The sequence below is a fragment of the Cupriavidus oxalaticus genome, from assembly GCF_016894385.1.
In the GTDB taxonomy this organism is placed as follows: Bacteria; Pseudomonadota; Gammaproteobacteria; order Burkholderiales; family Burkholderiaceae; genus Cupriavidus; species Cupriavidus oxalaticus.
Genome location: NZ_CP069812.1, coordinates 147,056 through 171,942 on the forward strand (window position 1 = coordinate 147,056; position 24,887 = coordinate 171,942).

Below are 24,887 nucleotides of genomic sequence, written 5' to 3' on the forward strand. Positions count from 1 at the left end.
CCCGAACCTACCGCGACACCGGCCGCTTCCCCAGCTTGCGCTGCAAGGTGCGCCGGTGCATGTTCAGCGCCCGCGCCGTGGCGGAGATATTGCCGCCATGCTCGGCCAGCACGCGCTGGATATGCTCCCACTCGAGCCGCGCCACCGACAGCGGCACCGGCTCTTCCAGCGCGGCCTGCGCCGCGTCTTCCGACACCCCCGCCATCAGCGCCGTCAGGATCGAATCGACATTGGCCGGCTTGGCCAGGTACTCGTCCGCGCCTTGCTTGACCGCCGCCACCGCGGTGGCGATGCTGGCATAGCCGGTCAGGATCAGGATGCGCGCCTCCGGCAGCGCCTGGCGCAGCGGCGCGACCAGCTGCAGGCCGGACTCGGCCGGCGCGGTGCTGCCGGCTTCGGGTGGCGGCTCCAGGTGCAGGTCGAGCGTGACGTAGGCAAAGTCGGTGCGGCCCGCCAGCGCGAGCGCGGTGCGGCCGTCATGGGCCACTTGCACGGCGTAGCCGCGGCGCATGAGCGCGCGTGCCAGCGTGCCGGCAAAGACTTCGTCGTCGTCGATGACGAGGAACGGCGTGCCCGCCGGTGCGGTGGCTTCGGGAACCGGTTGGAAGGTGTCGTCGGTCATGGTCTGGAGTGGCCGCGTGGGTTCAGGATGCGCTGCGCGCAGGCGGCGCCGACAGCGTTGACAGCGCGGGCAGCCGCAGCTCGGCCACGGTGCCGCCGCCCGACCGGTTGCGCCAGGCCAGTTCGCCGCCCATCTGGCGCGCGCCGCTCTGCGCCAGGTACAGGCCGATGCCCTGGCCGCCGTGCTGGCTGGCCACCGGCATTTCGCCGAGATGGCCGCGCAGTGCCTCGGGAATGCCGTCGCCATGGTCGGCGACGCGGAACGACAGCCACGGCGCCACGTGTCCCGGCTCCATGGCGATTTCCAGCTGCAGCGGCCGGCTGGAGCGGCCGGCATTCTGCTGGGCGCGCGCGGCGTTGTCGAGCAGGATGGTCAGGATCTGTCCGACGCGCGCGGTCTCCACCGGCTGCGCGCCGGCGCCCGGCGTGGCGCTTGCCTGCAGGCTGGCGTTGGGATGGCGCAGCTGCCAGCGCTCGGCAAAGGCCGGCAGCCAGGCGTCCAGGCGCTGCGGCGCGAGCGTGGCCGAGTCCTCGCGCAGCCGCGCCAGGGTGGTGCGGCACAGCGCCAGCTGCTGCTCGACGGTCTGCAGGTCGGGCAGGTAGCTGCGGATCGGCGTGGTGCCCAGCGCCGCGTCGGAGGCATCGGCGCGCAGCTCGCCGGCGATCACCGCCAGCGTCGCCAGCGGCGTGCCGATCTCATGCGCCACCGCGGCGGCCTGGCCGTTGAGGTCTTCCACGCGCGCCTCGCGCAGCAGCTGCTCGCGCGCCAGGTTCAGCTGCGCCTCGCGCTGGCGCAGCACGCCCGACAGGCGCGCGACGAACATCGCGATCATCACCGCGCTGACGACAAAGTTCAGCCACATGCCCGCCAGGTGGTAGTTCACCGCGTTGTCCGGGTTGTGCAGGTCCAGCGGCACGTATTCGAACAGCAGCACCGTGTAGCAGGCGAGCGCGTACACCGCCAGCGCGATCACCTGCCGCCACGGCAGGATGGCCGCGGCGATGGCCAGCCCGGGCAGGTAGAACGACACAAAGGGGTTGGTCGCACCGCCGGTGTAGAACAGGATCGCCGACAGCGCGGTCAGGTCCACCAGCAGCTGGCCCATCAGTTCGGCTTCGCCGGGTGCGCTGTTGCGCCGCCTGTGCTGGCGCAGGCGCAGGGCGGTGATCAGGTTGAACAGGGTCTGCAGCCCGAGCACCACCATCAGTGGCCCATACGGCAGGCGGATGCCGGCGATCGGGTCGCATGCCAGCAGCGTCAGCGCCTGTCCCGACAGCAGCGCCCAGCGCAGCCAGAACAGGCGGCGCAGCGTCACCTGGCCATGGCGCGGCGAACTGGCGGCCGGCAAGGGCGACAGGAAGGGCAGGTCAGGCAAGCGGGACGAGGAAGACACGGCTGCGGCGGTGATCATGGCGCGAGTGTATCAATGCGGCCGGAAGGTGCCGGGGCGTGCGACACCTTGCCGCATTGGCGGCGCGGTCCCGCGGCTGCCAGACTAGCCGGCTTTGGCCGCCGTCCGCATGCCCTGGCAGGCCTGCACGCGGCGCGCGGCGCCATGTTCTAATGTCTGCTTTCAGGAGAGACAACGATGCAAGCCAAATTCCGCGCGGCCACGCTGGCCGCATCGATTGCCGCACTCGCCTCGGCGCTGGCGTCCGGGGCCGCGCTGGCCCAGGTCGACGTCAGCAACGCCTGGGTGCGCGGCACGGTGCCGACGCAGGCCGCTTCGGGCGCGTTCATGGTGCTGCATGCGCACGAGAACGCGAAGCTGGTGGGCGTCTCGTCGCCGGTGGGCGACGCCGAGATTCACGAGATGAAGATGGAAAACAACGTGATGCGCATGCGGCAGATCAAGTCGCTGGACCTGCCCAGGATGCAGAACGTCGAGCTGAAGCCCGGCGGCTACCACGTGATGCTGATGGGCCTGAAGAGCCAGCTCAAGAAGGGCGATACCGTGCCCCTCACGCTGAAGATCGAGCAGGGCGGCAAGGTGACCGAGCAGAAGGTCAACGCCGAAGTGCGCGACATGGTGCCGGGCGGCAGCCACGCCGGCCATGCCAGCCACGGCGAACACAAGCACTGATCAGACGAGGTGGCCAGGCGCAGCCCTGGCCAACAGCCATCATGGCCAACAAGCAGCACGGCACGCGCCAGAAACTGGTGTTCCGCGGGGGCACGCCGTCCGCACCACCTACAAGGCGCCGTGACGCCCGACCACGGCCGCCGGTGCCCGGTGCCGCCAAGCCCGCGCGGCGGCGTCAGCCGCGCAAGCTGATCGGCTCTTCCGATTCCTGACTGGCCGCCGCCGCCAGCACGCGCTCGCGCAGCCAGGCGTGGGCCGGATCGGCCTCGGTGCGCTCGTGCCAGATCATGCTGAAGGTGAAGTCCTCCAGCGCGAACGGCGGATCGAAGATGGCGTAGCGCGAGTCTGCCTCCAGCGCCGACAGGCTGCGCCGCGCCGTGGTCAGCACCAGGTTGGTCCCGGCGATCAGCGCCGGTGCCACGCTCCAGTGCGGTACCACGCAGGCGATCTTGCGGCGCCCGCCGAGCCTGGCGACCGCAGCATCGATCGCGTCCATGCGTTCGCTGTGCGTGGCCACCAGCACATGCGAACGCGCCAGGTAGGCCACCTGGTCGAGCCGGCCCGTGTCCCGCACCGTGGCCGCATCCACCGCGCAGGCATAGCTTTCCCGGAACAACTCCGCCGACTGCACGCCTTCGGGCTGGTAGCTGAACACGCCCAGCGCCATGTCGATCTCGCCATCGGCCACCTGTGCGGTCATGCCCTCGCGGCTGGCCTGCGACACCACCAGGTCGATATTGGGTGCGGCCTTGCGCAGCGCGCGCAGCAGCCGCGGCAGCACCACCAGCGCACCGTAGTCGGACATGGCGAGGCGGAAGCTCCGGCGCGCGGTGGCGGGCTGGAAGCCGCTCGGCCCCAGCAGGATGCGCACCTGCGACAGCGCTTCGGCCAGCGGGCCGGACAGTTCATGGGCGCGGGCGCTCAGCACCAGGCCGCCCTTGCCGCGCACCAGGATGGGATCGTCGAGCAGCTGCCGCAGCCGTCCCAGCGCATGGCTGACCGCCGGCTGGCTCAGGTGCAGGCGCAGCGCGGCGCGTGAGATGTGGCGCTCGGCGAGCAGTGCTTCAAGCACCACCAGCAGGTTGAGGTCGATTCCGCGTAGGCTATTCATTCGGTGAATATTAAACGTATGAAAGCAGAATTGGGAATTCGCTTTGCGATATTTCAAACTGTCAGGCATCGCAGTTTGCCCTACGGAGCGTGACATGTCAGGCATCCAGTTGCCGAATTCCTTCCCGATTTCCTTGCTGTTGCCCCTTGCGACCGCCGTGCTGGCGGGCGCCGTGATCCCGTTCCAGGCAGGCGCCAACGCCACGCTGGGGCGTACGCTGGGACATCCGCTGGCGGCGACGCTGGTGTCGCTGCTGGTCAGCCTGGCGGCGCTGCTGCCTCTGCTGTGGCTGCTGCGCGTGCCGCTGCCCGCGGCATCGGTGCTGGCGCGCGCGCCGGCGTGGACCTGGATCGGCGGGGTGCTGGGCGTGTTCTATATCTCGGCCGCCCTGGTGATGGCGCCGAGGCTGGGCGCGGCCGGCTTTATCGCCGCGGTGGTGGCGGGGCAGGTGCTGGCCGCGCTGGCGGTCGACCAGTTCGGCCTGGCCGGATTTGCGGTGCGGGCCATGACGCCGGCGCGGCTGGCGGGCGCCGCGCTGATCGTGGCGGGGATGCTGGTGATGCAGTGGGGCAGCGCCGGCGCGTCGTCCGGCCCTGTGCCGGCGGTTCAGCCTTCGGCGGGCTCCGGCGCCTGACCGCCGCGCTGGCGCGCCGCCAGGCAGCCGGGACAGAGGCAGTGCTGGCCGGGCACGATGCGCCGCGCCGGCAGCAGCGGCTGGCTGGCGCACCAGCACTCGCGCAGCCCCGCCACGTAGCCGCACACGAAGCCGGCGCCGCATTGGCTGCAATGCTCGACGGGGCGAAGCTGGCCGGTCAGGACGGTGGCGGGATCGGTCATGGTGCGGGGGAACTGGTACGGCGCAGAGCAAGACAAACGGCAAAGGCCGCGGAAGAACGCTGCGCTGTTGCGCGAACGGAACGCCGGCGGGCCGCCGTGGTGCCCCGTGCGGCGCTTGCCGGGCGGATGGTCGGGCCTGCCCGGGCCGCGGGACTCGCGCCCCGCGCGGTTTCTTGTAAAATCGGCGCCTGCCATAGCCGGATGGCGCACTTTCGGGCGATCCCTGTTGCGCGCCCTGTTGCGTTTTCCCCCGGCTACGCGGCTGTTAGCCATCATACCTGTTGAATCTCACGGATGTCCCCCATGAACGCCGACAACCCCGGGCCTGCCGCGACTGCGGTGGCCGCCATTGCTCCCGCACTGAAAGCCGAGATCCTCGCCGAGGCGCTGCCGTATATCCGCAAGTTCCACGGCAAGACCATCGTGGTGAAGTACGGCGGCAATGCCATGACCGAAGAAAAGCTCAAGCACGGCTTCGCGCGCGACGTGATCCTGCTGAAGCTGGTCGGCATGAACCCGGTGGTGGTGCACGGCGGCGGCCCGCAGATCGATGAAGCGCTGAAGAAGGTCGGCAAGGTCGGCACCTTCGTGCAGGGCATGCGCGTCACCGACGAAGAGACCATGGAAGTGGTCGAGTGGGTGCTGGGCGGCGAAGTCCAGCAGGACATCGTGATGCTGATCAACCAGTACGGCGGCCAGGCCGTGGGCCTGACCGGCAAGGACGGCGGCCTGATCCGCGCCAAGCGCCTGCAGATGCCCGACCGCGAGAACCCGGGTGCCTTCATCGACATCGGCTACGTGGGCGACATCGAGGCGATCAACCCGGCGGTGGTCAAGGCGCTGCAGGACGATGCCTTCATCCCGGTGATCTCGCCGATCGGCTTCTCCGACGACGGCCAGGCCTACAACATCAACGCCGACGTGGTCGCCGGCAAGATGGCCGAGATCCTGAAGGCCGAGAAGCTGGTGATGATGACCAACATCCCCGGCGTGATGGACAAGAAGGGCAACCTGCTGACCGACCTGACCGCGCGCGAGATCGAAGAGCTGTTCGCCGACGGCACCATCTCGGGCGGCATGCTGCCGAAGATCTCGTCGGCGCTGGACGCGGCCAAGAGCGGCGTGCATTCGGTGCACATCGTCGACGGCCGCATCGAGCATTCGCTGCTGCTGGAAATCCTGACCGAGCAGGCGTTCGGCACCATGATCCGCTCGCACTGAGCGGCCCCGCCGGGGGGCGGGCCACGACCGGCCGCCCCGGCATCCCCATCATCTCCAGAGTCGCCCGGCGTGCCTGCCAGTCTTCCTCCTCCGCGCCGTGTCCGCGCTCGCCTGCGCCGCCGTCCCGCCGGGGACAACTCGGGGCGCATGGTCTGGCTGTTCGACCTCGACAACACGCTGCACGATGCCTCGCACGCGATCTTCCCGGCGATCAACCGGCTGATGACCGCCTACGTGGCGCGCGTGCTGGGCTGCGACGAGGCCACCGCCAGCCGCGTGCGGGTGGACTACTGGCAGCGCTACGGCGCGACGCTGCTCGGCATGATCCGGCACCATGGCGTCGATCCCGCCGACTTCCTGCGCGCGGCGCATGAATTCCCGGCGCTGGCCGGGATGGTGCGCGTGCAGCGCGGCCTGGCGGCACACCTGCGGCGCCTGCCGGGGCGCAAGCTCCTGGTTACCAATGCGCCGCAGGACTATGCGCGCGCGGTGCTGGACATCGCCGGCATCGGGCACTGCTTCGAGCGCGTGGTGGCGATCGAGCAGATGTGGGTGCATGGCCACCTGCGGCCCAAGCCGGACCGCCGCATGCTGCGGCGCCTGCTGGTGCAGGCGCGGGTCGCGCCGCATCGCGCGGTGCTGGTGGAAGATACCGTGTCGCATCTCAAGCGCTATGCCGGCACCGGCATCCGCACCGCCTGGGTGACCGGCTACCTGCGCACCATGGCGCCGTCGCGCCCGCATGACGTGCCTGGCGCGCCCACTTCGGCGCAAGACGACAGCAGCCGGCGCGATGCGGCGGTCCGCTCGACGCTCGAGGCGGAAGAAGACCGCCGCGCCGGCCACGCCGCGCAGGAGCACTCGGTCACGCTGGTGGCCGCGGAATCACAGGTTCCGCAGGCGCAGTCCGGCAACGTGCCGCGCGTGCGGGCCCGCGTGCCGAACCGGCCGGCCTATGTGGACATAAAAGTACAATCGATGCATCAACTCCAACGACGAATGCGGAGAAACGGGTCATGACGCAAAGCAACGGCGACCAGCCGGAGGCAGTCATTACAGGCGGGGCCGACGAGATGCACACACCCGCGGATACACCCGCGGACATTGCCGCGGCGCCTGCCGCGCCGGCGCGCAAGCGCCCGCGGCCGGGCGAGCGCCGCATCCAGATCCTGCAGACGCTGGCGACCATGCTCGAGCATCCGCGCGGGGAAAAGATCACCACCGCCGCGCTGGCCGCGCGCCTGAGCGTGTCCGAGGCGGCGCTGTACCGCCATTTCGCCAGCAAGGCGCAGATGTACGAGGGCCTGATCGGCTTTATCGAGCAGACCGTGTTCGGCCTGATCAACCAGATTGCGGACAAGGAAGAGCACGGCCTGCGCCAGGCGCAGGCGATCGTGCGCATGTTGCTGTCGTTTGCCGAGAAGAACCCGGGCATGACGCGCGTGCTGACCGGCGAGGCGCTGGTGGGCGAGCACGAGCGGCTGCAGGAACGCATCAACCAGGTGGTGGACCGCATCGAGGCCTCGCTGCGCCAGTGCCTGAAGGTGGCAGTGACGCAGGCCGAATTCCCCGCGGATGCCGATATTCCGGCGCGGGCGGCGCTGATCATGGCGACGGTGCAGGGCCAGTGGCACCGCTATGCCAAGAGCGGTTTCCGCAAGTCGCCATCGGACCATGCCGAGGCGCATCTGCGCGTGCTGCTGGGCTGAAACCGACACGCCGGGCCGATTGCTCTATAATTGCCCGGTCGCGCCGATTTGATGACTGGCTTGCGGGCGCGCGGCAGCCAAGGGACAGGGAACCACGGTCCTGGGCTGCCACTATAAATGCGGCTAAAGAGGTTGGGTCGGCGCCCCACGTCACTACGACGATGAACGCCGGCACGCGGAATCCCGCAAGGAATCCAGTGAATCCCGACTTGGCTGCGATGCTTCACACGCAAATGCCGGTCGGGTTTTTTTATGCCCGTTCGCCGCGGGCCCGGATTCCATGACTGATGTCGCCCTGCCGTCCGCCGCGCCCAGTGCGCCCAACGCGCTCTCCCTGCCGCCCGATTCGGTCGGCGTGGTCACGCCGCAGCGCATGCACTTTGCCGAGCCGCTGAAGCTGCGCAACGGCACGTCCCTCGCCGGCTACGACCTGATGGTCGAGACCTACGGCACGCTCAACGCGGCGCGCTCCAACGCGGTGCTGGTGTGCCACGCGCTCAATGCCTCGCACCATGTCGCCGGCGTCTACGCCGACAACCCGCGCGACCTGGGCTGGTGGGACAACATGGTGGGCCCGGGCAAGCCGCTCGACACCAACCGCTTCTTCGTCATCGGCGTGAACAACCTGGGCTCGTGCTTCGGCTCGACCGGGCCGATGAGCGTGAATCCCGCGACCGGCCAGCCTTATGGCGCGGCGTTCCCGGTGGTGACGGTGGAAGACTGGGTCAACGCGCAGGCGCGCGTGGCCGACGCGTTCGGCATCACGCAGTTCGCCGCGGTCATGGGTGGCAGCCTCGGCGGCATGCAGGCGCTGGCCTGGAGCCTGATGTATCCGGACCGCTTGCGCCACTGCATCGTGGTCGCGTCCACGCCCAAGCTGTCGGCGCAGAACATCGCCTTCAACGAGGTCGCACGCAGCGCCATCCTGTCGGACCCCGACTTCCACGGCGGCAACTACTACGCGCATGGCGTCAAGCCCAAGCGCGGCCTGCGCGTGGCGCGCATGATCGGCCATATCACCTACCTGTCGGACGAGGACATGGCGGAGAAGTTTGGCCGCGAGCTGAAGGCGGAGGACATCCGCTTCTCGTTCGATGTCGAGTTCCAGGTGGAGAGCTACCTGCGCTACCAGGGCGACAAGTTCGCCGAGTACTTCGACGCCAACACCTACCTGCTGATCACGCGCGCGCTGGACTACTTCGACCCGGCGCTGGCCCACGGCGGCGACCTGACCCGCGCCGTCGCGCAGACGCAGGCGAGCTTCCTGGTGGCCAGCTTCAGCACCGACTGGCGCTTCGCGCCGAACCGCAGCCGCGAGCTGGTCAAGGCGCTGCTGGACAACAAGCGCCCGGTCTCGTACGCCGAGATCGACGCGCCGCACGGCCACGATGCCTTCCTGCTCGACGACCCGCGCTACCACAACCTGATGCGCGCCTACTACGACCGCATCGCAGAGGAGATCGGCGCATGAACGCCCTGGCCAATCCCAATATCCTGGCGCTGCGCCCCGACTTCCGCGCGATCGCGCGCTGGATCGAACCCAACTCCACCGTGCTCGACCTGGGCTGCGGCGACGGCAGCCTGCTGCGCGTGCTGCAGGACGAGCTCGACGTGCAGGCCTACGGCATTGAGATCCGCGACGAGGGCGTGCTGGCGTGCGCGCAGAAGGGCGTGCATGTCATCCAGCAGAACCTGGAGGGCGGGCTCGCGCTGTTCGAGGACAAGAGCTTCGACACCGTGATCCTGTCGCAGACGCTGCAGACCATCCATAACACCGCGCAGGTGTTGCGCGACACGCTGCGGGTGGGGCGCGAGTGCATCGTGTCGTTCCCGAACTTCGGCTACTGGCCGCACCGGCTGTCGGTGTTCCGCGGGCGCATGCCGGTGTCGGAATCGTTGCCTTACCAGTGGTACAACACGCCCAACGTGCGCGTGCTGACCATCAGCGATTTCGAGGAGCTGGCGCCCACGGTTGGCCTGCGCGTGATTGACCGCGTGGTGATGCACGAGGGCATCACCGTGAACTGGGGCGTCAACTGGCGCGGCAGCCTGGCGGTGTACCGGGTCTGCGCGGCCTGACCTCGCACGGCGGGCGGCGGCTGGCCGCCTGACTTATTGCGGCAGGGCGCCGGCCTCATACTGCGCCGCATACTCACCCGACGGCGGAATCGGCTTGATCACGTCGATCAGCACGCCGTTGGGATCGGCGGTGATGAAATGCCGCTGGCCGAAGGCCTCGTCGCGCAGCGGCAGCAGGATCGGCAGCCCCGCTGCCTGCAGCCGGTCATGGACCGCATCCGGGTCTTCCACTTCAAAGTTCAACAGCAGCCCCTGGGCGCGCTGGCCGCGTGCCGGTGCGGGGATGGTTTCGTGGCTGCCGTCCAGCACGGCGAGGTTGACCGAGGGATCGTCGGCCAGTTGCAGGTGCACGTACCAGTCGCTGGTGAACAGGGGCACGAAGCCGAAGTGGCGCTGGTAGAACGCGGCGGTGCCGGCGACATCGCCGCTCATGATGACGGGGTAGTAGCTGGTGACTTTCACGGTACGGCTCCTCCTTGTTAAATACATACAGCCTGTATGTAAATTGATATTAAGATACAGGCTGCATGTATGCAAGGAGAAAACCGCGTGGCCCGATCCAATCGCGAACGTACCGAAGCTACCCGGCAGGCGTTGCTCGACGCGGCGCGTAGCCTGTTCGTCGAACGCGGCTACGGCGAGACCTCGACCCCCGACGTCTGCGCCGCGGCCGGCATCACGCGCGGGGCCCTGTACCACCACTTCGCCGACAAGCGCGACCTGTTCCGCCAGGTGCTCGCCGATGAAGCCGCTGCAGTCGCCGCCGATATCGAGGCAGCCACGCCCGCCGGCCTGGATCCCGCCGAAGCGCTGATGGCCGGCGCGCAGGCCTACCTGGACGCAATGACGGTGCCGGGCCGCACCCGGCTGCTGCTGGTCGAGGGGCCGGCCGCGCTGGGCCTGCGCGACACGCTCGCAATGGACGAGGCCAATGCCGCGCGCACGCTGCGCGAAGGGCTCGATGCCGCCGCTGTTGGCCGGCAGGGCGGGCAGGGCGAGGTGGCGCTGCCCGCGCTGGCGCCGCTGCTGTCGGCGGCATTCGATCGTGCCGCGCTGGAGATCGAGGCGGGTGCCGATCCCGTGCGAGTCCGCGAAGCCATGCTCTGGCTGCTGCGGCGGGCGTTGGGCAGGAACTGATCAGGCAGGCTGGTCGTGGGCGGTGGCGGCAAGGTGGTCGACAAAGGCACGCACCTTGGGCGGCACGTGCCGCGTCGGCGTGTACACCGCGTAGGCCGTGCCGATATAGGGCTCCAGGATGTCCCACTCCGGCAGCACCGTGACGACGCGGCCCTCATCCAGCGCGCTGCCCAGCGAGAAATCCGGCACCAGCCCGATGCCCGCGTCGCCTTCCACCATCGTCATGATTGCCAGGCTGTTGTTCAGCGTCAGCCGCGGCGGGATGCGCACCACCACGGCCTCGCCGCCGGCGTGGTGGCGCAGCGTCCAGCGCTCGCCGAAGTTGCCGTAGCCCAGGTACAGGCAGCGCGCCGCCGGCAGGTCGGCCGGCGCAGCGGGGGTGCCGTGCCGCGCCAGGTAGCGCGGCGAGGCCACCAGCCGGTAGCGCACCTCGCGCAACGGACGCGCCGCCAGGCCCGGCGACAGTTCGCGCGCGATGCGCACGGCCACGTCCAGGCCTTCCTCGACCAGGTCGACCATGCGGTCGGCCAGGGTCAGCTGCAGGTCCAGCCCCGGGTATTTCTGCAGCAGCGCCGGCAGGCGCGGCGCCAGCCAGGCCTGCCCGAACGAGACCGGCGCACTGACGCGCAGCACGCCATGGGGCGTGCCGCCGTGCTCGCCGGCCAGCGCGGTAACCTCGCGCGCGGCGGCGGTCATGCGCGCGCAGGCGGCGTAGACCGACTGGCCCAGCTCGGTCAGCGCGAAGGCGCGCGTGGTCCGCTGCAGCAGGCTGGCGCCAAGCGTCGCTTCCAGCCGCGACACGTGCCGGCTGACGCCCGATGGCGTCATGCCGAGATCCTGCGCCGCGGCGGAGAAGCTGCCGCATTCGACCACGCGGGCGAAGACGGCCATCGCATTGAGTGGTGTATCCGACATGCCCGGTCTCCAATCCTTGATCGCAGCTCAAATACTAATTGAGCTTCAGCGGGATTGTTGAGTGGATGGCATGGTGGAACAATGCCGCCATTGCATCCCCGGAGTGCTCCTCATGCCTTCCCCCCAATCCATGCCAGGCGGTGCCTGGCGCATGGTCGCGGCCATGGTGCTGTCAGGCACCATCGGCTGGTTTGTCGTCACCAGCGGGCAGCCGCCGCTTGACGTGGTGTTCTTCCGCTGCATCTTCGGCGGCGCCGCGCTGCTGGGCACGCTGACGCTGCAGCGCGGCTGGGTGCGCATGAGCCGCGTGCAGCTGGGCTGGCTGGCGCTGGGCGGCCTCACGCTGGTGCTCAACTGGCTGGCCCTGTTCTCGGCCTATGCCTACAGCGGCATCGCGATTGCCACGGTGGTCTATCACACCCAGCCATTCTTCCTGCTGCTGCTGACGTCGGCGATGCAGCGCGAGCCGTTCCCGTTTGCCAGGCTGCCGTGGCTGGTGCTGGCCTTTGCCGGCGTGATGCTGATCACCGGGCTTGAGCACGGTGCCACCGGCGCCGCGATGCTGGCCGGGATCGGCCTGGCGCTGCTGGCGGCACTGCTGTATGCGGTCACGACCATGGCCACGCGCCGGCTGCAGGCGATTCCGCCCGGGCAGATCGCGGGCCTGCAGATGGTGCTTGGTGTAGTGATGCTGGCACCGCTGGCGCATCCCGCTGTCGGCAGCTTCAACACCGGCACCTGGGCCGCGCTGCTGGCGCTGGGCCTGATCCATACCGGTGTCATGTACACCCTGCTGTACGGCGCTTTCCAGCGGCTGAGCGTGGTGTCGATCGCCACGCTGTCGTTCGTCTATCCGCTGGTGGCGATCACTATCGACGTAATGGTGTTCGGCGTCGTGCTCGGGCCGCTGCAGGTCGCGGGCATGCTGCTGGTGCTGCTGGGCGTGGTCGCCAACCAGCTTGGCTGGAGCCTGCCGTGGCGGCGCCGGGCCCAAGGCTGATGCGCCTTCTGGACCGCTTGCATGCGGGACCGGTTGACCAAACGCCTGACTACGGTTAGTGTAGGCAGCTATCGAACGACCGTTCTATTCGCGCCCTCGCCATGACTGCTACCGCTGCTGCCCTGTCCGCCACCGCTCCCGTCGCGCTGCATGCATTCGACGATGCCATCGCCCTGCAGGCCAGCGGCGAAAATCGTTTCCTGGGCCGCACCACGCCGGCCTACTGGAACATGATCGGCCCGTTCGGCGGCATCACCGCCGCCACGCTGCTGCAGGCGGCGCTGCTGCACCCGCAGCGGCTGGGCGATCCGATTGCGCTGTCGGTCAACTTTGCCGGCCCGATCGCCGAAGGCCCGTTCGAGATCGAGGCGCTGCCCGTGCGGACCAACCGCTCGACCCAGCACTGGAACCTGACGCTGCGCCAGGGCGATGCCGTGGCCACCACCGCCACCGCCGTGTTCGCGGTGCGGCGCGAGACCTGGGCCTGCGGCGAGGCGGTGATGCCCGAGGTGCCGGCCGCCGACACGCTGCCGGCGATGGGCGGCTTCGCGCCGGTGCGCTGGCTCAAGTCCTATGACATGCGCCCGGTGCGCGGCGCCAAGCCGACCGCCGAGGCCGGCACCGAGCACCCCGACAGCCTGACGCAGTTCTGGCTGCGCGACGCGCCGGCGCGCACGCCGGACTTTGCCGCGGTGGCGTCATGGGCGGACAGCTTCTACCCGCGCATCTTCCTCAAGCGCGCCGGCTTCGTGCCGGCCGGCACGGTGTCGATGACCACGTATTTCCACGCCGATGCGCCCACGCTGGCGGCGCTGGGCGACAGCCACGTGCTGGCCAGCGCGCAGGCGCAGGTGTTCCAGCAGGGGTACTTCGACCAGCGCGCGCAGCTGTGGAGCCCGGCTGGCCAGCTGCTGGCCAGCTCGCACCAGATCGTCTACTACAAGGAATAAGCTAGGAACAAGCAGGGCCGGGCTCAGGCGATCGCTTCACGCGCCTGGGCCTCGTAGCGGTGCACGGTGTTGCGCATCGCCCAGAGCAGCATCACGCCGGGCAGCGCCACCACCACGGTGCCGAGGTAGAACGGCGCCCAGCCCCAGGCCTCCACCATGTAGCCGGAGGTCGGCCCGACATAGACCCGCCCCACCGACGCCAGCGCCGACAGCAGCGCGTACTGCGTGGCCGAGAACGAGCGGTTGCACAGCGTCATCAGCAGCGCCACGAAGGCCGCGGTGCCCATGCCGCCGCACAGGTTTTCCACCGCGATGGTCGCGCCCATGGTCCACAGGTGCGGCGGCGTCACGGCGAGGATCCAGTAGCCCAGGTTCGATACCGCCTGCAGCACGCCGAACACCATCAGCGAACGGTACAGCCCCAGCCGCACCATCAGCGTGCCGCCGAACAGCGCGCCGACGATGGTGGCGGCCAGCCCCAGCGTCTTGTTGACGATGCCGACTTCGCCCGCCGAGAAACCCACGCCGCGGATCAGGAAGGTGGTCGACAGGCTGCCGGCAAAGGCGTCGCCCAGCTTGTACAGCACGATCAGCAGCAGCAGCCACCATGCGCCGGGCCGCGCGAAGAAATCGCGCAGCGGGCCGAGCACGGCTTCTTCCAGCGAGCGCGGCGCGCGCGCGGGCATGTCGGGCTCGGGCGCCCACAGCAGCGTGAGGATGCCCACGCTCATCAGCGCCGCCATCAGCAGGTAGGTCTGCTGCCAGCCGAGCACGCGGTCGGCCAGCCACAGCGCCAGGCCGCCGGAGACCAGCATCGCCAGCCGGTAGCCCAGCACCTTGACCGCCGCGCCGGCGCCGCGCTCGGGCGGGCGCAGCACGTCGGTGCTGTAGGCGTCGAAGACAATGTCCTGCGAGGCCGACAGGAAGGCCACCAGCGTGGCCAGTGCCGCCAGCGTCCACAAGGCCTCGCGCGGCGGGCAGAACGCCATCGCGGCGATGCCTGCAACCAGACCCAGCTGCGTCACCAGCAGCCAGCCGCGGCGCCGGCCCAGCAGCGGCGGCGTGTAGCGGTCCATCAGCGGCGCCCACAGGAACTTGAAGATATAGGCCTGGCCCACCAGCGAGAAGAAGCCGATGGTCTTGATATCGAGGCCCTCGACCGTCATCCAGGCCTGCAGCGTGCCGGAGGTCAGCGCCAGCGGCAGCCCGGAGGCAAAGCCCAGGGTCAGCATGGCGCCGATGCGGCGGTTGCGGAAGATATCGAGATAGGCCTGGAAAGTCATGGATACGCGGGGATGGAGCGCCGCGCGGCTGCGCGGGCGCCGTGTATTATTGCATCACCCGTTTGCCGCCCCGCCACTTCGATCCCTTACTGCGCCCGAGGAACCGCAAATGCTCCGCCCCCAGCAACGTGTCCAGCGTCCGATTCGTGTCCGGCTTGCCCGCGCGCTCGCGCTGGCGGCGGCGTTGCTGGCCGCGCCTGCCTTGCCTGCCCACGCCCAGGGGCAGGGCAGCGAGCCCGGCGGCATCAACATCCAGCGCGGCGGCTCGGCGGTGCGCAATATCGTGCCGGCCGAGGCGATCGAGCAGCAGGCCGCGCAGGAGTACGAGCAGCTCAAGCAGGAAGCCATCGCCAAGCGCGCGCTGGCGGGCGACGACAACCCGCAGCTCAGGCGGCTGCGCGCGATCGGCAAGCGGCTGCTGCCGCAGACCGTGCGCTGGAACGAGCGCGCGCGCAACTGGCCGTGGGAGATCAACCTGATCGGCTCGAAGCAGGTCAATGCGTTCTGCATGCCGGGCGGCAAGATTGCGATCTACACCGGCCTGCTCGACCAGCTCAAGCTGACCGACGACGAGGTCGCAATGGTGATGGGGCATGAGATCGCGCACGCGCTGCAGGAGCATGCGCGCGAGCGCGCCGCCAAGTCCGAGATCACCAACCTCGGCGCCAATGTGATTTCGCAGCTGTTCGGCTTCGGCAACCTGGGCAACATGGCGCTCGGCACCGGGGCGCACCTGCTGACGCTGCGCTTCTCGCGGGCCGACGAGACCGAGGCCGACCTGATCGGCATGGATGTCGCCGCGCGCGCCGGCTTCGATCCGCGCGCCGCGGTGTCGCTGTGGCAGAAGATGGGCAAGGTGTCGCAGTCGGGCACTGAATTCCTGTCGACGCACCCGTCCGGGCGCAGCCGCATTGCCGACCTGGAAAAGCACATGCCCGAGGTGCTGCCGCTCTACGCACGCGCGATCAATACCCCGCTCGACAGGCTGTCGCCGTACCGCGCCAATATGGCGGGACTGGGCGATGCGCCGGTCGACGCGGGCGACGAGGACAGAAGCAAGCCGCTGAAGCGCTAGGCGCTGCTTCCGGTGCCTGGTGCCGGTAATCAGGGCGGCTTGCCACCGGATCGAAGGACAATGCGACAACCGGAGGGGGACCCGCATGAGCCTGAACCGCATGAGTCCGTCGGAGCAACGGGCCGCCTATATGCTGATCTTCGCGGGCTGCGAGGCCGAGCCCGAGCGCTTCACCAGCGACCTGCCAATCAGCTCCGAAGTCTGGCTGCTGTATGCGTCGGGAGAATCGTTCGAGGTGCCGCGCGGGCTGTTGCTGACCCCGCACCACGCCGCGGGCATTGCTGCCCTGCGCACGGCGGTGCTGCGGCGCCTGCCGGCGCTGGCGGAGCCGGCATCGGCGGCGGCCGGCCAGCGCTTCCTGGCGGCCAATGAATCGCACCTGCTCGCGCAGATCGATTTCTTCGACATGCTCAGGCTGCTGCCGCTGACGGCATGGTGGCACCGGGAGGTACGGCTGCCGATGGCCGGCGTCAGCTGGTCAACTGCCGCGCGCCACGCGCTCGAGCGCAGCCTGACCGGCGATGCCTTCGTGCGCTGGCTGGGCGAGTCGGTGCTGGCCCATGTGTCCAGCGAGACAGCCATTGCGAGGTTCAATGACATCGGCTACACCGCTTCCCGGACGCGTTTCGGCGGCATCGCGGCGCCGGCCGGCCAGGCGCTGGGACGGCTGGTCAATGTCGCCGCGCAGTATGTTGCCCTGACCTTGCTGGGGCTGGATGACGACAGCTTCCCGCCCGGCGGCCTGACCCGGCGCATCGGGCAGGCGAGCCGGCAGGTGCTTGAAACGCTGTGGGCCTGCCTGCAGGACGACCATGCGGCGCCGCCGGATGCCGGCGCCGCGCGGGCAGCAGGCGCGGCCGAGGCCGCGGATGCGGCAAAGGTGGCGGCCGTGGCGCCGCTGTGGCGCATCTCGGTCAACCGGCCGGCAGAGCACGCGGTGTTTGCGTCGCGCAAGACCGTGAAGGCGGATGCGGCCATCCGCGTGTTCGATACCGGTGGGCAGGGCGTGCGCTGGGCGGTGATCGATTCCGGCATCGATGCGCGCCATCCGGCGTTCTTCGATCCCGCCAGGCTGGAGGGGCCGCTGCCGGTCCGCGATGGCCTGATCGCGCCGCGCCTGTCGCGCGTGGTCAGGACGCTGGATTTCACCCGCCTGTCGGCGATCACCAGCGGCCGCCTGCCGCCCATGCCCAAGGGCAAGCGCGGCCCCGGCGAGGCCGAGCTCAGGGAGCGCATCGCGGCGATCGCCGACGACCTCGCCAACGGCCGCATCATCGACTGGTCCGTGATCGAGCCGCTGCTGGAGATCAGCCAGGAAGACCCGGCGCAGTACGTGCCGCCGGGCGGCAGCCACGGCACGCATGTGGCCGGCATCATCGGCGCCGGCTGGCCATCGTCAGCGTACCTGGCGCGCCCGGAGCCCATGCCGCTGCCCCCCGAGCTTGCCCAAAGCGGCGATGTCAGCGGCATCTGCCCGCGCATCGAGCTGCTGGACCTGCGCATCTTCGATGCGCAGGGCAGGGGCGACGAGTTCGGCATCCTGGGCGCGCTGCAATATGTACGCTGGCTCAACCAGAGCCGCGACCGGCAATACGTGCACGGCGTCAATCTCAGCGTGGCGCTGCACCACGACGTGCGCAACTACGCCTGCGGCAGCACGCCGGTGTGCGTCGAGTGCGACCGCCTGGTGGCCAACGGCGTGATCGTGGTGGCGGCGGCTGGCAACTACGGCTACGACGAGCAATATGCGGCCGCCCACATGGGGGCGGGCTTTCGCGGCCAGACCATCACCGATCCTGGCAATGCGCGCGCCGTGATCACGGTGGGCGCGACCCATCGCACCGATCCCTACCGGTATGGCATCTCTTATTTCTCCAGCCACGGCCCCACCGGCGATGGCCGCATCAAGCCCGACCTCGTGGCACCCGGGGAGAAGATCACCTCCACCGTGCCCGGCGGCACGCTGGCGTCGATGGACGGCACCAGCATGGCGGCGCCGCATGTGTCCGGCGTGGCCGCGCTGCTGCTGTCGCGCAACAATGAGCTGATGGGCCAGCCCGAGACCGTCAAGGCCATCCTGTGCGACGCGGCCACCGATCTCGGGCGCGAGCGCGCCTTCCAGGGGGCCGGGCTGGTGGATGCGTTGCGGGCGCTGCAGCGCGTGTAGGCCGCGCCGGTTTCCGGCCAGCAAAAAAGCCGGCAGTGCCGGCTTTTTTGTTGTGTCCAGGAAGCAGCCGTATCAGGCCTGCAGCCCGGTGGCCTCGTCGGCGCCGACATGCACATTCATGCACTGCACCGCCGCGCCGGCCGCACCCTTGCCCAGGTTGTCCAGGCGCGCGACCAGGTTCAGGCGCTCGGGGCTGCCGAACACGAACAGGTCGACACGGTTGGTGTCGTTGTTGGCCTGCACGTCGAAGAAACCGTCGTCGAGGTTGTCGTTGCTGTTGTAGGGCAGCACGCGCACGAACTGCTCGCCTTCATAGTGCTTGCGGTAGATGTCGACGATCTGCTCCGGGCTCACCTTGCGCGCCAGGCGGTCCGCGAACACCGGCACCGTCACCGCCAGGCCCTTCAGGAAGTTGCCCACGATCGGGTTGAAGATCGGGTCCGACGACAGGCCGCCCTGCACGCGCATCTCGGGCAGGTGCTTGTGCTGCAGCCCCAGCGCGTACGGGCGCGGGCTGTGCAGCTTCGGGTTACCGCCGGCTTCGAAGTCGGCAATCATCTTCTTGCCGCCGCCGCTGTAGCCGGTCAGCGAGAACGCCGACACCGGGTAGTCGCGCGGCAGCACGCCGGCATCGACCAGCGGGCGCACCGCCAGCACGAAGGCGCTGGCGTGGCAGCCCGGCACCGCGATGCGCTTGCTCGCGCGGATCTTCTCGCGCTGGCCGCGCACCAGTTCCGGCAGGCCATAGGCCCAGTTGTCGGCGGTGCGGAACGCCGTGCTGGCGTCGATCACGCAGGTGTCCGGGTTGGTCACCAGCGATACCGCCTCGCGCGAGGCCACGTCGGGCAGGCACAGGAAGGCGACGTCGGCGGCATTCAGAAAGCGTGCTCGCTCGGCCGGATCCTTGCGCTTGTCATCGGCAATGCGCAGCAGTTCCACGTCGGAACGACCGGAAAGATAGTCAAGCAGCCGGAGACCGGTCGTGCCTTCCTGACCATCGACGAACACTTTGAAAACCATGGCGGACTCGCTCTGTGAAATGCGGGGGGCGCGTGAATGCGAAACATCTCCTGCCGGGCGCAGGAGCGAACCTGCATTGTAGCGGGGATGGGGGCCGGTCGCAGGGGTTTGTACCGATTGGATTCTTGCGGTTTGGCACAGTTCGCGGCTTGCGGGATTTAACCAAGTAGGTTAATTTTCATGGAGAAGGGGACGGCGCATTACCCGCTGTGGCGGGTGCGGGAGTTGATTGCTGGCGGGTTGGTCAACTTGACTACATCGGCCTTTGAGGGTGCGAGAAACATGTCACTTACTCGCGCCGACGTGCTCGACGTAGTGGCTGGACTGCAACCGGCTGACTTCTACAAGAGCATGACGACCTACACCGACCATACCGTTTGGCAGGATGTATATCGGCCGAGTACGCCGTATGGGTCAATTTATCTCAAGCTGACGGTTGTTGAAAAAGTCCTGATCGTGTCCTTCAAGGCCCGCTAGAGCCCCCTTTCCCGGAGAAGTGATCTATGCAATGCCCAGTCTGCGGTGGCGCCAAGCTCGAGAGGCGCCGTAAGGATTTCGTATACACATACCGGGGTGAGTCCACAGTTTTCGAAGCCGTGCTTGCCGATTGGTGCCCGAAGTGCGGGGAAGGAGTCCTGGATGCGGAAGAAGAAGAGCGGATCGGGCCACTTGCGCTTGCGTTCAACAAACAGGTCAATGCGTCGCTGATAGACCCGGCGTACATTACCGGGGTACGCAAGAAACTTCGCCTGGACCAGCGCGAGGCGGCCGAGATCTTTGGCGGCGGCGTCAATGCATTCTCGCGCTACGAGACGGGCAAAACCAAACCCCCGCTCGCGCTGGTCAAGCTGTTGAAACTGCTCGACCGCCACCCGGAACTGCTCGAAGAAGTCCGGGCGGCCTGACTACATAGCTCAGAGCGGATAGTCGTAATCGATCGACAGCGGCGCGTGGTCGCTGAACTTCTCGTCCTTGTAGATCGAGCAAAGCCGCGCCGTGTCGCCGATCTTCGGCGTTGCCAGGTGGTAATCGATGCGCCACCCCACATTCTTGGCGTAAGCCTGCCCGCGGTTGCTCCACCACGTGTACTGGTCCGGGCGAGGATCGAGCTTGCGGAACACATCGACGTAGCCATGGACGTCGAACAGCTCGCCGATCCAGGCTCGTTCTTCCGGCAGGAAGCCCGAGTTCTTCAGGTTGCCCTTCCAGTTCTTGATGTCGATTTCCTTGTGCGCAATGTTGACGTCGCCGCACAGCACGATCTCGCGCCCGCTGGCCTTCAGTTGCAGCAGGTGGGGCAGGAAGGCCTCCATGAAGCGGAACTTGGCCAGCTGGCGTTCCTCGCCGCTGGAACCGGAAGGCACGTACACCGAGATCACCGCCAGGTGCGGATACTGCACCTCCACATAACGGCCTTCGCCGTCGAACTCGGCGTTGCCGAAACCGGTGATGACCCGCTCAGGCTTGTGCCGAGTGTACAGGCCCACGCCGCTGTAGCCCTTCTTCTCTGCATAGTGGAAGAAGCCATGGTAGCCATGTGGCGCCAGGAACGCTTCGGTCATGTCTGCGGCCTGTGCCTTCAGTTCCTGCACGCAGACCATGTCCGCGTCTTGCTTGCCCATCCAGTCGAAAAAGCCCTTCTTGGACGCGGAGCGGATGCCGTTGAGGTTGGCGCTGATAATCCGTAACATTCGGGGAAATTTTGAATTCAGAGAGAAATGATGACGCAGCAGAACACGCCGGCCGCAGGGCCCCAGGGCACCGACCTGAGCCAGACCTTCATCCGCTTTGCGCTCGATGCCGGCGTCCTGTCGTTCGGCGAATTCGTCACCAAGGCCGGCCGCAAGTCGCCGTATTTCTTCAACGCGGGCCTGTTCAACCAGGGCGCGATGCTCGGCGAAGTGGCGCAATTCTATGCCAAAACCCTGCTGGCCTCCGGCGTGCAGTTCGACGTGCTGTTCGGGCCGGCCTACAAGGGCATCACGCTGGCTTCCGCCACCGCGGTCGCACTGGCGGGCATGGGGCGTGACGTCGGCTTCGCCTATAACCGCAAGGAAGCCAAGGACCACGGCGAAGGCGGTACGCTGGTCGGCGCCAAACTGCAGGGCAAGGTCGTCATCGTCGACGACGTCATTTCCGCCGGCACCTCGGTGCGCGAGTCGGTCAACCTGATCCGCGCCGCCGGCGCCGAGCCGGCCGCCGTGCTGATCGCGCTGGACCGCATGGAAAAGAGCGGCACCGCCGAGCAGGTCGGCACGCATTCGGCCGTGCAGGACGTACAGCGCGAATTTGGCATCCCCGTGATTGCGATCGCCAGCCTGAAGGACCTGCTGGCCTACCTCGACGCGTCGCAGGACCAGTCGCTGGCGGCTTCGCGCGAGGCCGTGTCGGCGTACCGGCAGCGTTACGGCGTCTGACGGCGTCTTGCGCCCGGGCGCGTGTGCGCCGGGCGCTGCAGCGATCCAGGGCAGGCAGGCGGACCATCCAATCGGCAGGGGGCGTGGCGTGGCGGCGAAAGAGCGGCAGGAACGGGCAGGGCGGCAACCGGCATCGGCGGCAGCGAAGGAAACGGCAAGGGAAACGGCAAGGGAAGCAGACAAGGCCGACGGCAACGGCGATTCACTGGCCGAACGCGGCGCGCAGGTGCGTCCGCGCAAGCCGGTGCGCCAGGACGCCAAGGCGCCGGACCGGCCCGCGCATGAAGCCTATGCCGTGCGCGCGCTGGTGTTGCAGGGCGGCGGCGCGCTTGGCGCCTATCAGGCCGGCGTGTACCAGGGCCTGGCCGAAGGCGGCATCTACCCGAACTGGGTCGCGGGCATTTCCATCGGCGCGCTCAATGCCGCGGTGATTGCCGGCAATCCGCCCGAGCGCCGCATCGAACAGCTGCGCGCGTTCTGGGAATACATCTGCGCGCAGCCATGGCTGCCCAGCCTGTCGCCCACCTGGCTGACCGACGGCGCCGAGAGCTGGCCCGAGCCGCTGCGCATCTGGTTCGATGCCCTGCATGCCACGCGCGCCATGGTCGAAGGCCAGCGCGGCTTCTTCCAGCCGCGCAGCTGGCCGGAGCTGCTGATGCGCTATGCCGATCCCGGCCGCGCCAGCTTCTACGACACCTCGCCGCTGAAGGCCACGCTGGAGCGCTTTGCCGACTTCGACCTGATCAACCATCGCCCTGACCTGATGCGGGTGTCGGTGGGCGCGGTCAATGTGCGCACGGGCAATTTTGCCTATTTCGACAACACCCGCGACAAGCTCTGCCCCGAGCATTTCATGGCCTCGGGCGCGCTGCCGCCGGGCTTTCCGGCGGTGGAGATCGATGGCGAGTACTACTGGGATGGCGGCCTGGTGTCCAACACCCCGCTGGCCGAGGTGCTGACCGCGCAGCCGCGGCGCGACGCGCTGATCTTCCAGGTTGACCTCTGGAGCGCGCGCGGCAAGCTGCCGCACGATCTGGTCGACGTCGCCGAGCGCGAGAAGGAAATCCGCTATTCCAGCCGCACCCGCGCCATTACGGACTACATGCGCGAGCAGCAGAACATGCGCCGCATGCTCAACGAGGTGATGGCGCTGGTGCCGCAATCCAGGCGCAACAGCGAATGGTACCGCCGCGCCGCCGAGCAGGCCTGCGACGCGCGCCGTAACGTGATCCAGCTGATCTATCGCGACAAATCGTTCGAAAACATGGCCAAGGACTACCAGTTCGGCCTGCTGACCATGAACGAGCACTGGACCAGCGGCCTGGACGATATCCGCCAGACGCTGCGCCATCCGCAATGGCTGGCGATGCCCAGCCGCGAGCAGCCGTTCGTCACGCACGACGTGCATCGCGGGAATGGTGGCTGAGGCGGCTGAGCGGGGCGCTCAGCCGTGTGCAGGGCGCTATTCGACCTTGACCTTCGCCAGTTCCGGCTTGGGCGGCGGGTAGGCGGGCTTCAGGTCCTCGAACACCCGCGTCAGGATCTCCGCCACCATCAGGTTGCGGTGCGTCTTGGAATCGGCCGGCACCACGTACCACGGGCATTCCGGCGTGCTGGTCGCCATGATCGCGGCCTCGTACGCGTCCATGTAGGCCTTCCAGTACTTGCGCTCGGCGAGGTCGGTGGTGTCGAACTTCCAGTGTTTTTCCGGGTCCGCCAGCCGCGCCTCCAGTCGCGCCTTCTGCTCGTCGCGCGAAATATGCAGGAAGCACTTGACGATGGTGGTGCCGGTCTCGGTCAGCATTGCCTCGAAGTCGCGGATCTGGCGGAAACGCCGTTCGGCTTCGGCATTGTCGATCCAGCCGTGCACGCGCGTGACCAGCACGTCTTCATAGTGGCTGCGGTTGAATACCACGATCTCGCCGGCCCTGGGCACCTGCAGGTGAATGCGCCACAGGTAGTCGCGCGCCAGTTCATTGGGCGTGGGCGCCTTGAAGCCGACCACGCGGATGCCGAGCGGATCGAAGCTGCGGAACACGCCGCGCACGGTACCGTCCTTGCCGCTGGTGTCCATGCCCTGCAGCACGACCAGCAGCTTGCGGCGGTGCTCGGCGTAGAAAATGTCCTGCTCTGCGTCCAGGCCCTCGCCCAGTTCGGCGATGAGGGCCAGGTCCTCGGCCTTGCTGCCGCGCGACAGCGGCTTGCTGCCGGGGGGGAAGTCGGCAAGGCGGAATCGCTTGCCCGTTGTGATGCGGAAATCGTCCAGCGGCATGGGCGCTCCATCGGTATGACCTGCAAGATCAGGGAATGGGCGCCCCGCCTGGGCCGGAACGGATGCGGGCGGTGTCGTGGGGCGCGCTGCCCCTATGGTCAGGCCGGCAGGGTCGCCAGGTCAATGGTGCCTTCGAACACCGTGGTCGCCGGGCCGGTCATGCGCACCGGTTCGGCGCCGCCGTCCCAGGCAATGCTCAGGCCGCCGCCGTGGGTATGCACCTTGACCGGCGAATCCAGCAGGCCGCGCCGGATGCCGGCGACCACCGCCGCGCAGGCGCCAGTGCCGCAGGCCAGCGTCTCGCCGGCGCCGCGCTCGTAGACGCGCAGGCGGATGGTATTGCGGTCCTGCACCTGCATGAAGCCGGCATTGACGCGGTTGGGGAAGGTGGCATGCCGCTCGATCACCGGGCCGTCCTGCAGCACGGGGAAGTTCTCGACGTCCTCGACCACCTGCACCGCGTGAGGGTTGCCCATCGACACGGCCGAGATCCATGCGGTGCGGCCGTTGACCTCCAGGCCGTAGGTTGTATCCACGCCTTCAGCCCGGGTCGGCAGGCCCTCGGCACGGAACGGCACCTGGGCCGGTTCCAGCTCGGGCGCGCCCATGTCGACGGTGACCTGGCCGTCGTCCTGCAGCGTCAGCGTGATCACGCCCTTCATCACCTCCACGCGCACCGAGCGCTTGTCGGTCATGCCCTTGTCGCTGACAAAACGCACGAAGCAGCGCGCGCCGTTGCCGCAGTGCTCGACCTCGCTGCCGTCGGCATTGAAGATGCGGTAGCGGAAGTCGACATCGCTGCGCGACGGTTTCTCGACCACCAGCATCTGATCGGCGCCCACGCCGAAATGCCGGCTGGCGAGCGCGCGCCATTGCGCCGGTGTCAGGTCGATCTGCTGGTGGATGCCGTCGAGCACGACAAAGTCGTTGCCGGCGCCATGCATCTTGGTGAACTGGAGTTTCATGGTGGGGATTGTAGCCGCGGCTCG

27 protein-coding genes are annotated in these 24,887 nt (G+C 68.4%); 16 read left to right on the forward strand and 11 right to left on the reverse strand.

The annotated features are described in order from the left end of the window. Positions 1-7: 7 nt before the first annotated feature. Both JTE92_RS13020 and JTE92_RS13025 read right to left on the reverse strand, forming a co-directional pair. Complete coding sequence (locus JTE92_RS13020; RefSeq protein WP_063241118.1) at positions 8-622, reverse strand: response regulator transcription factor; 615 nt, start codon at positions 620-622, stop codon at positions 8-10. A gap of 22 nt (positions 623-644) precedes the next feature. Then, a complete protein-coding gene (locus tag JTE92_RS13025) occupies positions 645-2,033 on the reverse strand; it encodes an ATP-binding protein (RefSeq protein ID WP_063241119.1) in 1,389 nt (462 codons plus the stop codon). Between the two features lie 177 nt (positions 2,034-2,210). Between JTE92_RS13025 and JTE92_RS13030 the strand changes: the two genes are divergently transcribed. Beyond that, entirely contained in the window at positions 2,211-2,705 is a 495-nt protein-coding gene (locus tag JTE92_RS13030; protein ID WP_063241120.1) for a copper chaperone PCu(A)C, read from the forward strand. Between the two features lie 175 nt (positions 2,706-2,880). Here JTE92_RS13030 and JTE92_RS13035 read toward each other — a convergent pair whose 3' ends face one another. Next, a complete protein-coding gene (locus tag JTE92_RS13035) occupies positions 2,881-3,816 on the reverse strand; it encodes a LysR family transcriptional regulator (protein ID WP_063241121.1) in 936 nt (311 codons plus the stop codon). 94 nt (positions 3,817-3,910) lie between these two features. On the opposite strand from JTE92_RS13035, the gene JTE92_RS13040 reads away from it, so the two are divergent. Further along, entirely contained in the window at positions 3,911-4,450 is a 540-nt protein-coding gene (locus tag JTE92_RS13040; protein ID WP_063241122.1) for a DMT family transporter, read from the forward strand. On the opposite strand, the gene JTE92_RS13045 is transcribed toward JTE92_RS13040, so the two are convergent. Beyond that, the gene (locus JTE92_RS13045; RefSeq protein ID WP_063241123.1) at positions 4,423-4,653 is read right to left on the reverse strand and encodes a cysteine-rich CWC family protein; all 231 of its coding nucleotides are present in this window, start codon (positions 4,651-4,653) and stop codon (positions 4,423-4,425) included. The genes JTE92_RS13040 and JTE92_RS13045 overlap by 28 nt on opposite strands. A 303-nt stretch (positions 4,654-4,956) precedes the next feature. Between JTE92_RS13045 and argB the strand changes: the two genes are divergently transcribed. The 5 genes from argB to metW all read left to right on the forward strand — a co-directional run bounded on the left by argB (position 4,957) and on the right by metW (position 9,662). Further along, positions 4,957-5,874 carry an acetylglutamate kinase gene (gene argB / locus JTE92_RS13050; protein WP_084254770.1) on the forward strand — a complete coding sequence of 306 codons (918 nt, stop codon included), beginning with the start codon at positions 4,957-4,959 and terminating at the stop codon, positions 5,872-5,874. Positions 5,875-5,943: 69 nt separating this feature from the next. Further along, a complete protein-coding gene (locus JTE92_RS13055; protein WP_063241124.1) occupies positions 5,944-6,894 on the forward strand; it encodes a pyrimidine 5'-nucleotidase in 951 nt (316 codons plus the stop codon). Beyond that, on the forward strand, positions 6,891-7,583 hold the full coding sequence (gene slmA, locus JTE92_RS13060; protein ID WP_174544882.1) for a nucleoid occlusion factor SlmA: 693 nt from the start codon (positions 6,891-6,893) through the stop codon (positions 7,581-7,583). Before JTE92_RS13055 ends, slmA begins: the two co-directional genes overlap by 4 nt. 280 nt (positions 7,584-7,863) lie before the next feature. Then, the gene (gene metX, locus JTE92_RS13065; protein WP_063241125.1) at positions 7,864-9,054 is read left to right on the forward strand and encodes a homoserine O-succinyltransferase MetX; all 1,191 of its coding nucleotides are present in this window, start codon (positions 7,864-7,866) and stop codon (positions 9,052-9,054) included. Further along, positions 9,051-9,662, forward strand: coding sequence for a methionine biosynthesis protein MetW (metW, locus tag JTE92_RS13070; RefSeq protein ID WP_063241126.1), 612 nt, complete (start codon positions 9,051-9,053; stop codon positions 9,660-9,662). Before metX ends, metW begins: the two co-directional genes overlap by 4 nt. Before the next feature lie 33 nt (positions 9,663-9,695). Here the strand turns inward: metW and JTE92_RS13075 are convergent, their stop codons facing one another. Beyond that, complete coding sequence (locus tag JTE92_RS13075) at positions 9,696-10,124, reverse strand: VOC family protein (protein ID WP_063241127.1); 429 nt, start codon at positions 10,122-10,124, stop codon at positions 9,696-9,698. 87 nt (positions 10,125-10,211) lie between these two features. Between JTE92_RS13075 and JTE92_RS13080 the strand changes: the two genes are divergently transcribed. Continuing rightward, the gene (locus JTE92_RS13080) at positions 10,212-10,799 is read left to right on the forward strand and encodes a TetR family transcriptional regulator (protein ID WP_232353207.1); all 588 of its coding nucleotides are present in this window, start codon (positions 10,212-10,214) and stop codon (positions 10,797-10,799) included. Here the strand turns inward: JTE92_RS13080 and JTE92_RS13085 are convergent, their stop codons facing one another. Then, entirely contained in the window at positions 10,800-11,714 is a 915-nt protein-coding gene (locus tag JTE92_RS13085; protein ID WP_063241129.1) for a LysR family transcriptional regulator, read from the reverse strand. Positions 11,715-11,826: 112 nt separating this feature from the next. Between JTE92_RS13085 and JTE92_RS13090 the strand changes: the two genes are divergently transcribed. Together JTE92_RS13090 and JTE92_RS13095 are read left to right on the forward strand one after the other, a co-directional pair. After that, the gene (locus JTE92_RS13090) at positions 11,827-12,714 is read left to right on the forward strand and encodes a DMT family transporter (RefSeq protein WP_063241130.1); all 888 of its coding nucleotides are present in this window, start codon (positions 11,827-11,829) and stop codon (positions 12,712-12,714) included. 101 nt (positions 12,715-12,815) lie between these two features. Beyond that, positions 12,816-13,664, forward strand: a complete 849-nt coding sequence (locus JTE92_RS13095) for an acyl-CoA thioesterase (protein ID WP_063241131.1) — start codon at positions 12,816-12,818, stop codon at positions 13,662-13,664. 23 nt (positions 13,665-13,687) lie between these two features. Here the strand turns inward: JTE92_RS13095 and JTE92_RS13100 are convergent, their stop codons facing one another. Further along, positions 13,688-14,947, reverse strand: coding sequence for a muropeptide transporter (locus JTE92_RS13100; protein WP_063241132.1), 1,260 nt, complete (start codon positions 14,945-14,947; stop codon positions 13,688-13,690). A 109-nt stretch (positions 14,948-15,056) separates the two neighbouring features. Between JTE92_RS13100 and JTE92_RS13105 the strand changes: the two genes are divergently transcribed. Together JTE92_RS13105 and JTE92_RS13110 are read left to right on the forward strand one after the other, a co-directional pair. Next, positions 15,057-16,022 carry a M48 family metallopeptidase gene (locus JTE92_RS13105; protein WP_063241133.1) on the forward strand — a complete coding sequence of 322 codons (966 nt, stop codon included), beginning with the start codon at positions 15,057-15,059 and terminating at the stop codon, positions 16,020-16,022. Between the two features lie 85 nt (positions 16,023-16,107). Beyond that, complete coding sequence (locus JTE92_RS13110) at positions 16,108-18,189, forward strand: S8 family peptidase (RefSeq protein WP_063241134.1); 2,082 nt, start codon at positions 16,108-16,110, stop codon at positions 18,187-18,189. Between the two features lie 72 nt (positions 18,190-18,261). On the opposite strand, the gene argC is transcribed toward JTE92_RS13110, so the two are convergent. Further along, a complete protein-coding gene (argC, locus tag JTE92_RS13115) occupies positions 18,262-19,209 on the reverse strand; it encodes an N-acetyl-gamma-glutamyl-phosphate reductase (protein ID WP_063241135.1) in 948 nt (315 codons plus the stop codon). Positions 19,210-19,389: 180 nt separating this feature from the next. Here argC and JTE92_RS13120 point away from each other — a divergent pair, with 180 nt between their 5' ends. Both JTE92_RS13120 and JTE92_RS13125 read left to right on the forward strand, forming a co-directional pair. Beyond that, positions 19,390-19,686, forward strand: coding sequence for a type II toxin-antitoxin system MqsR family toxin (locus JTE92_RS13120; RefSeq protein ID WP_063241136.1), 297 nt, complete (start codon positions 19,390-19,392; stop codon positions 19,684-19,686). 26 nt (positions 19,687-19,712) lie between these two features. Then, positions 19,713-20,114 (forward strand): type II TA system antitoxin MqsA family protein, encoded by a 402-nt coding sequence (locus JTE92_RS13125; protein WP_063241137.1) that lies wholly within the window; start codon positions 19,713-19,715, stop codon positions 20,112-20,114. Positions 20,115-20,123: 9 nt separating this feature from the next. Here JTE92_RS13125 and JTE92_RS13130 read toward each other — a convergent pair whose 3' ends face one another. Then, a complete protein-coding gene (locus JTE92_RS13130; protein ID WP_063241138.1) occupies positions 20,124-20,900 on the reverse strand; it encodes an exodeoxyribonuclease III in 777 nt (258 codons plus the stop codon). A 30-nt stretch (positions 20,901-20,930) separates the two neighbouring features. On the opposite strand from JTE92_RS13130, the gene pyrE reads away from it, so the two are divergent. Both pyrE and JTE92_RS13140 read left to right on the forward strand, forming a co-directional pair. Continuing rightward, positions 20,931-21,626 (forward strand): orotate phosphoribosyltransferase, encoded by a 696-nt coding sequence (gene pyrE, locus JTE92_RS13135; protein ID WP_063241197.1) that lies wholly within the window; start codon positions 20,931-20,933, stop codon positions 21,624-21,626. 88 nt (positions 21,627-21,714) lie between these two features. Beyond that, a complete protein-coding gene (locus tag JTE92_RS13140) occupies positions 21,715-23,052 on the forward strand; it encodes a patatin-like phospholipase family protein (RefSeq protein ID WP_063241139.1) in 1,338 nt (445 codons plus the stop codon). A gap of 36 nt (positions 23,053-23,088) precedes the next feature. On the opposite strand, the gene JTE92_RS13145 is transcribed toward JTE92_RS13140, so the two are convergent. Then, entirely contained in the window at positions 23,089-23,898 is an 810-nt protein-coding gene (locus JTE92_RS13145; RefSeq protein ID WP_063241140.1) for a polyphosphate kinase 2 family protein, read from the reverse strand. A 98-nt stretch (positions 23,899-23,996) separates the two neighbouring features. Beyond that, complete coding sequence (gene dapF / locus JTE92_RS13150) at positions 23,997-24,863, reverse strand: diaminopimelate epimerase (protein WP_063241141.1); 867 nt, start codon at positions 24,861-24,863, stop codon at positions 23,997-23,999. Between the last annotated feature and the right edge of the window lie 24 nt (positions 24,864-24,887).

Bases quoted from the DNA above. Each gene is read 5' to 3' on its own strand.
- JTE92_RS13020 (WP_063241118.1), bottom strand. From the start codon at position 622: ATGACCGACGACACCTTCCAACCGGTTCCCGAAGCCACCGCACCGGCG.
- JTE92_RS13025 (WP_063241119.1), bottom strand. From the start codon at position 2,033: ATGATCACCGCCGCAGCCGTGTCTTCCTCGTCCCGCTTGCCTGACCTG.
- JTE92_RS13030 (WP_063241120.1), top strand. From the start codon at position 2,211: ATGCAAGCCAAATTCCGCGCGGCCACGCTGGCCGCATCGATTGCCGCA.
- JTE92_RS13035 (WP_063241121.1), bottom strand. From the start codon at position 3,816: ATGAATAGCCTACGCGGAATCGACCTCAACCTGCTGGTGGTGCTTGAA.
- JTE92_RS13040 (WP_063241122.1), top strand. From the start codon at position 3,911: ATGTCAGGCATCCAGTTGCCGAATTCCTTCCCGATTTCCTTGCTGTTG.
- JTE92_RS13045 (WP_063241123.1), bottom strand. From the start codon at position 4,653: ATGACCGATCCCGCCACCGTCCTGACCGGCCAGCTTCGCCCCGTCGAG.
- argB (WP_084254770.1), top strand. From the start codon at position 4,957: ATGAACGCCGACAACCCCGGGCCTGCCGCGACTGCGGTGGCCGCCATT.
- slmA (WP_174544882.1), top strand. From the start codon at position 6,891: ATGACGCAAAGCAACGGCGACCAGCCGGAGGCAGTCATTACAGGCGGG.
- metX (WP_063241125.1), top strand. From the start codon at position 7,864: ATGACTGATGTCGCCCTGCCGTCCGCCGCGCCCAGTGCGCCCAACGCG.
- metW (WP_063241126.1), top strand. From the start codon at position 9,051: ATGAACGCCCTGGCCAATCCCAATATCCTGGCGCTGCGCCCCGACTTC.
- JTE92_RS13085 (WP_063241129.1), bottom strand. From the start codon at position 11,714: ATGTCGGATACACCACTCAATGCGATGGCCGTCTTCGCCCGCGTGGTC.
- JTE92_RS13090 (WP_063241130.1), top strand. From the start codon at position 11,827: ATGCCTTCCCCCCAATCCATGCCAGGCGGTGCCTGGCGCATGGTCGCG.
- JTE92_RS13095 (WP_063241131.1), top strand. From the start codon at position 12,816: ATGACTGCTACCGCTGCTGCCCTGTCCGCCACCGCTCCCGTCGCGCTG.
- JTE92_RS13100 (WP_063241132.1), bottom strand. From the start codon at position 14,947: ATGACTTTCCAGGCCTATCTCGATATCTTCCGCAACCGCCGCATCGGC.
- JTE92_RS13105 (WP_063241133.1), top strand. From the start codon at position 15,057: ATGCTCCGCCCCCAGCAACGTGTCCAGCGTCCGATTCGTGTCCGGCTT.
- JTE92_RS13110 (WP_063241134.1), top strand. From the start codon at position 16,108: ATGAGCCTGAACCGCATGAGTCCGTCGGAGCAACGGGCCGCCTATATG.
- argC (WP_063241135.1), bottom strand. From the start codon at position 19,209: ATGGTTTTCAAAGTGTTCGTCGATGGTCAGGAAGGCACGACCGGTCTC.
- JTE92_RS13120 (WP_063241136.1), top strand. From the start codon at position 19,390: ATGGAGAAGGGGACGGCGCATTACCCGCTGTGGCGGGTGCGGGAGTTG.
- JTE92_RS13125 (WP_063241137.1), top strand. From the start codon at position 19,713: ATGCAATGCCCAGTCTGCGGTGGCGCCAAGCTCGAGAGGCGCCGTAAG.
- JTE92_RS13130 (WP_063241138.1), bottom strand. From the start codon at position 20,900: ATGTTACGGATTATCAGCGCCAACCTCAACGGCATCCGCTCCGCGTCC.
- pyrE (WP_063241197.1), top strand. From the start codon at position 20,931: ATGACGCAGCAGAACACGCCGGCCGCAGGGCCCCAGGGCACCGACCTG.
- JTE92_RS13145 (WP_063241140.1), bottom strand. From the start codon at position 23,898: ATGCCGCTGGACGATTTCCGCATCACAACGGGCAAGCGATTCCGCCTT.
- dapF (WP_063241141.1), bottom strand. From the start codon at position 24,863: ATGAAACTCCAGTTCACCAAGATGCATGGCGCCGGCAACGACTTTGTC.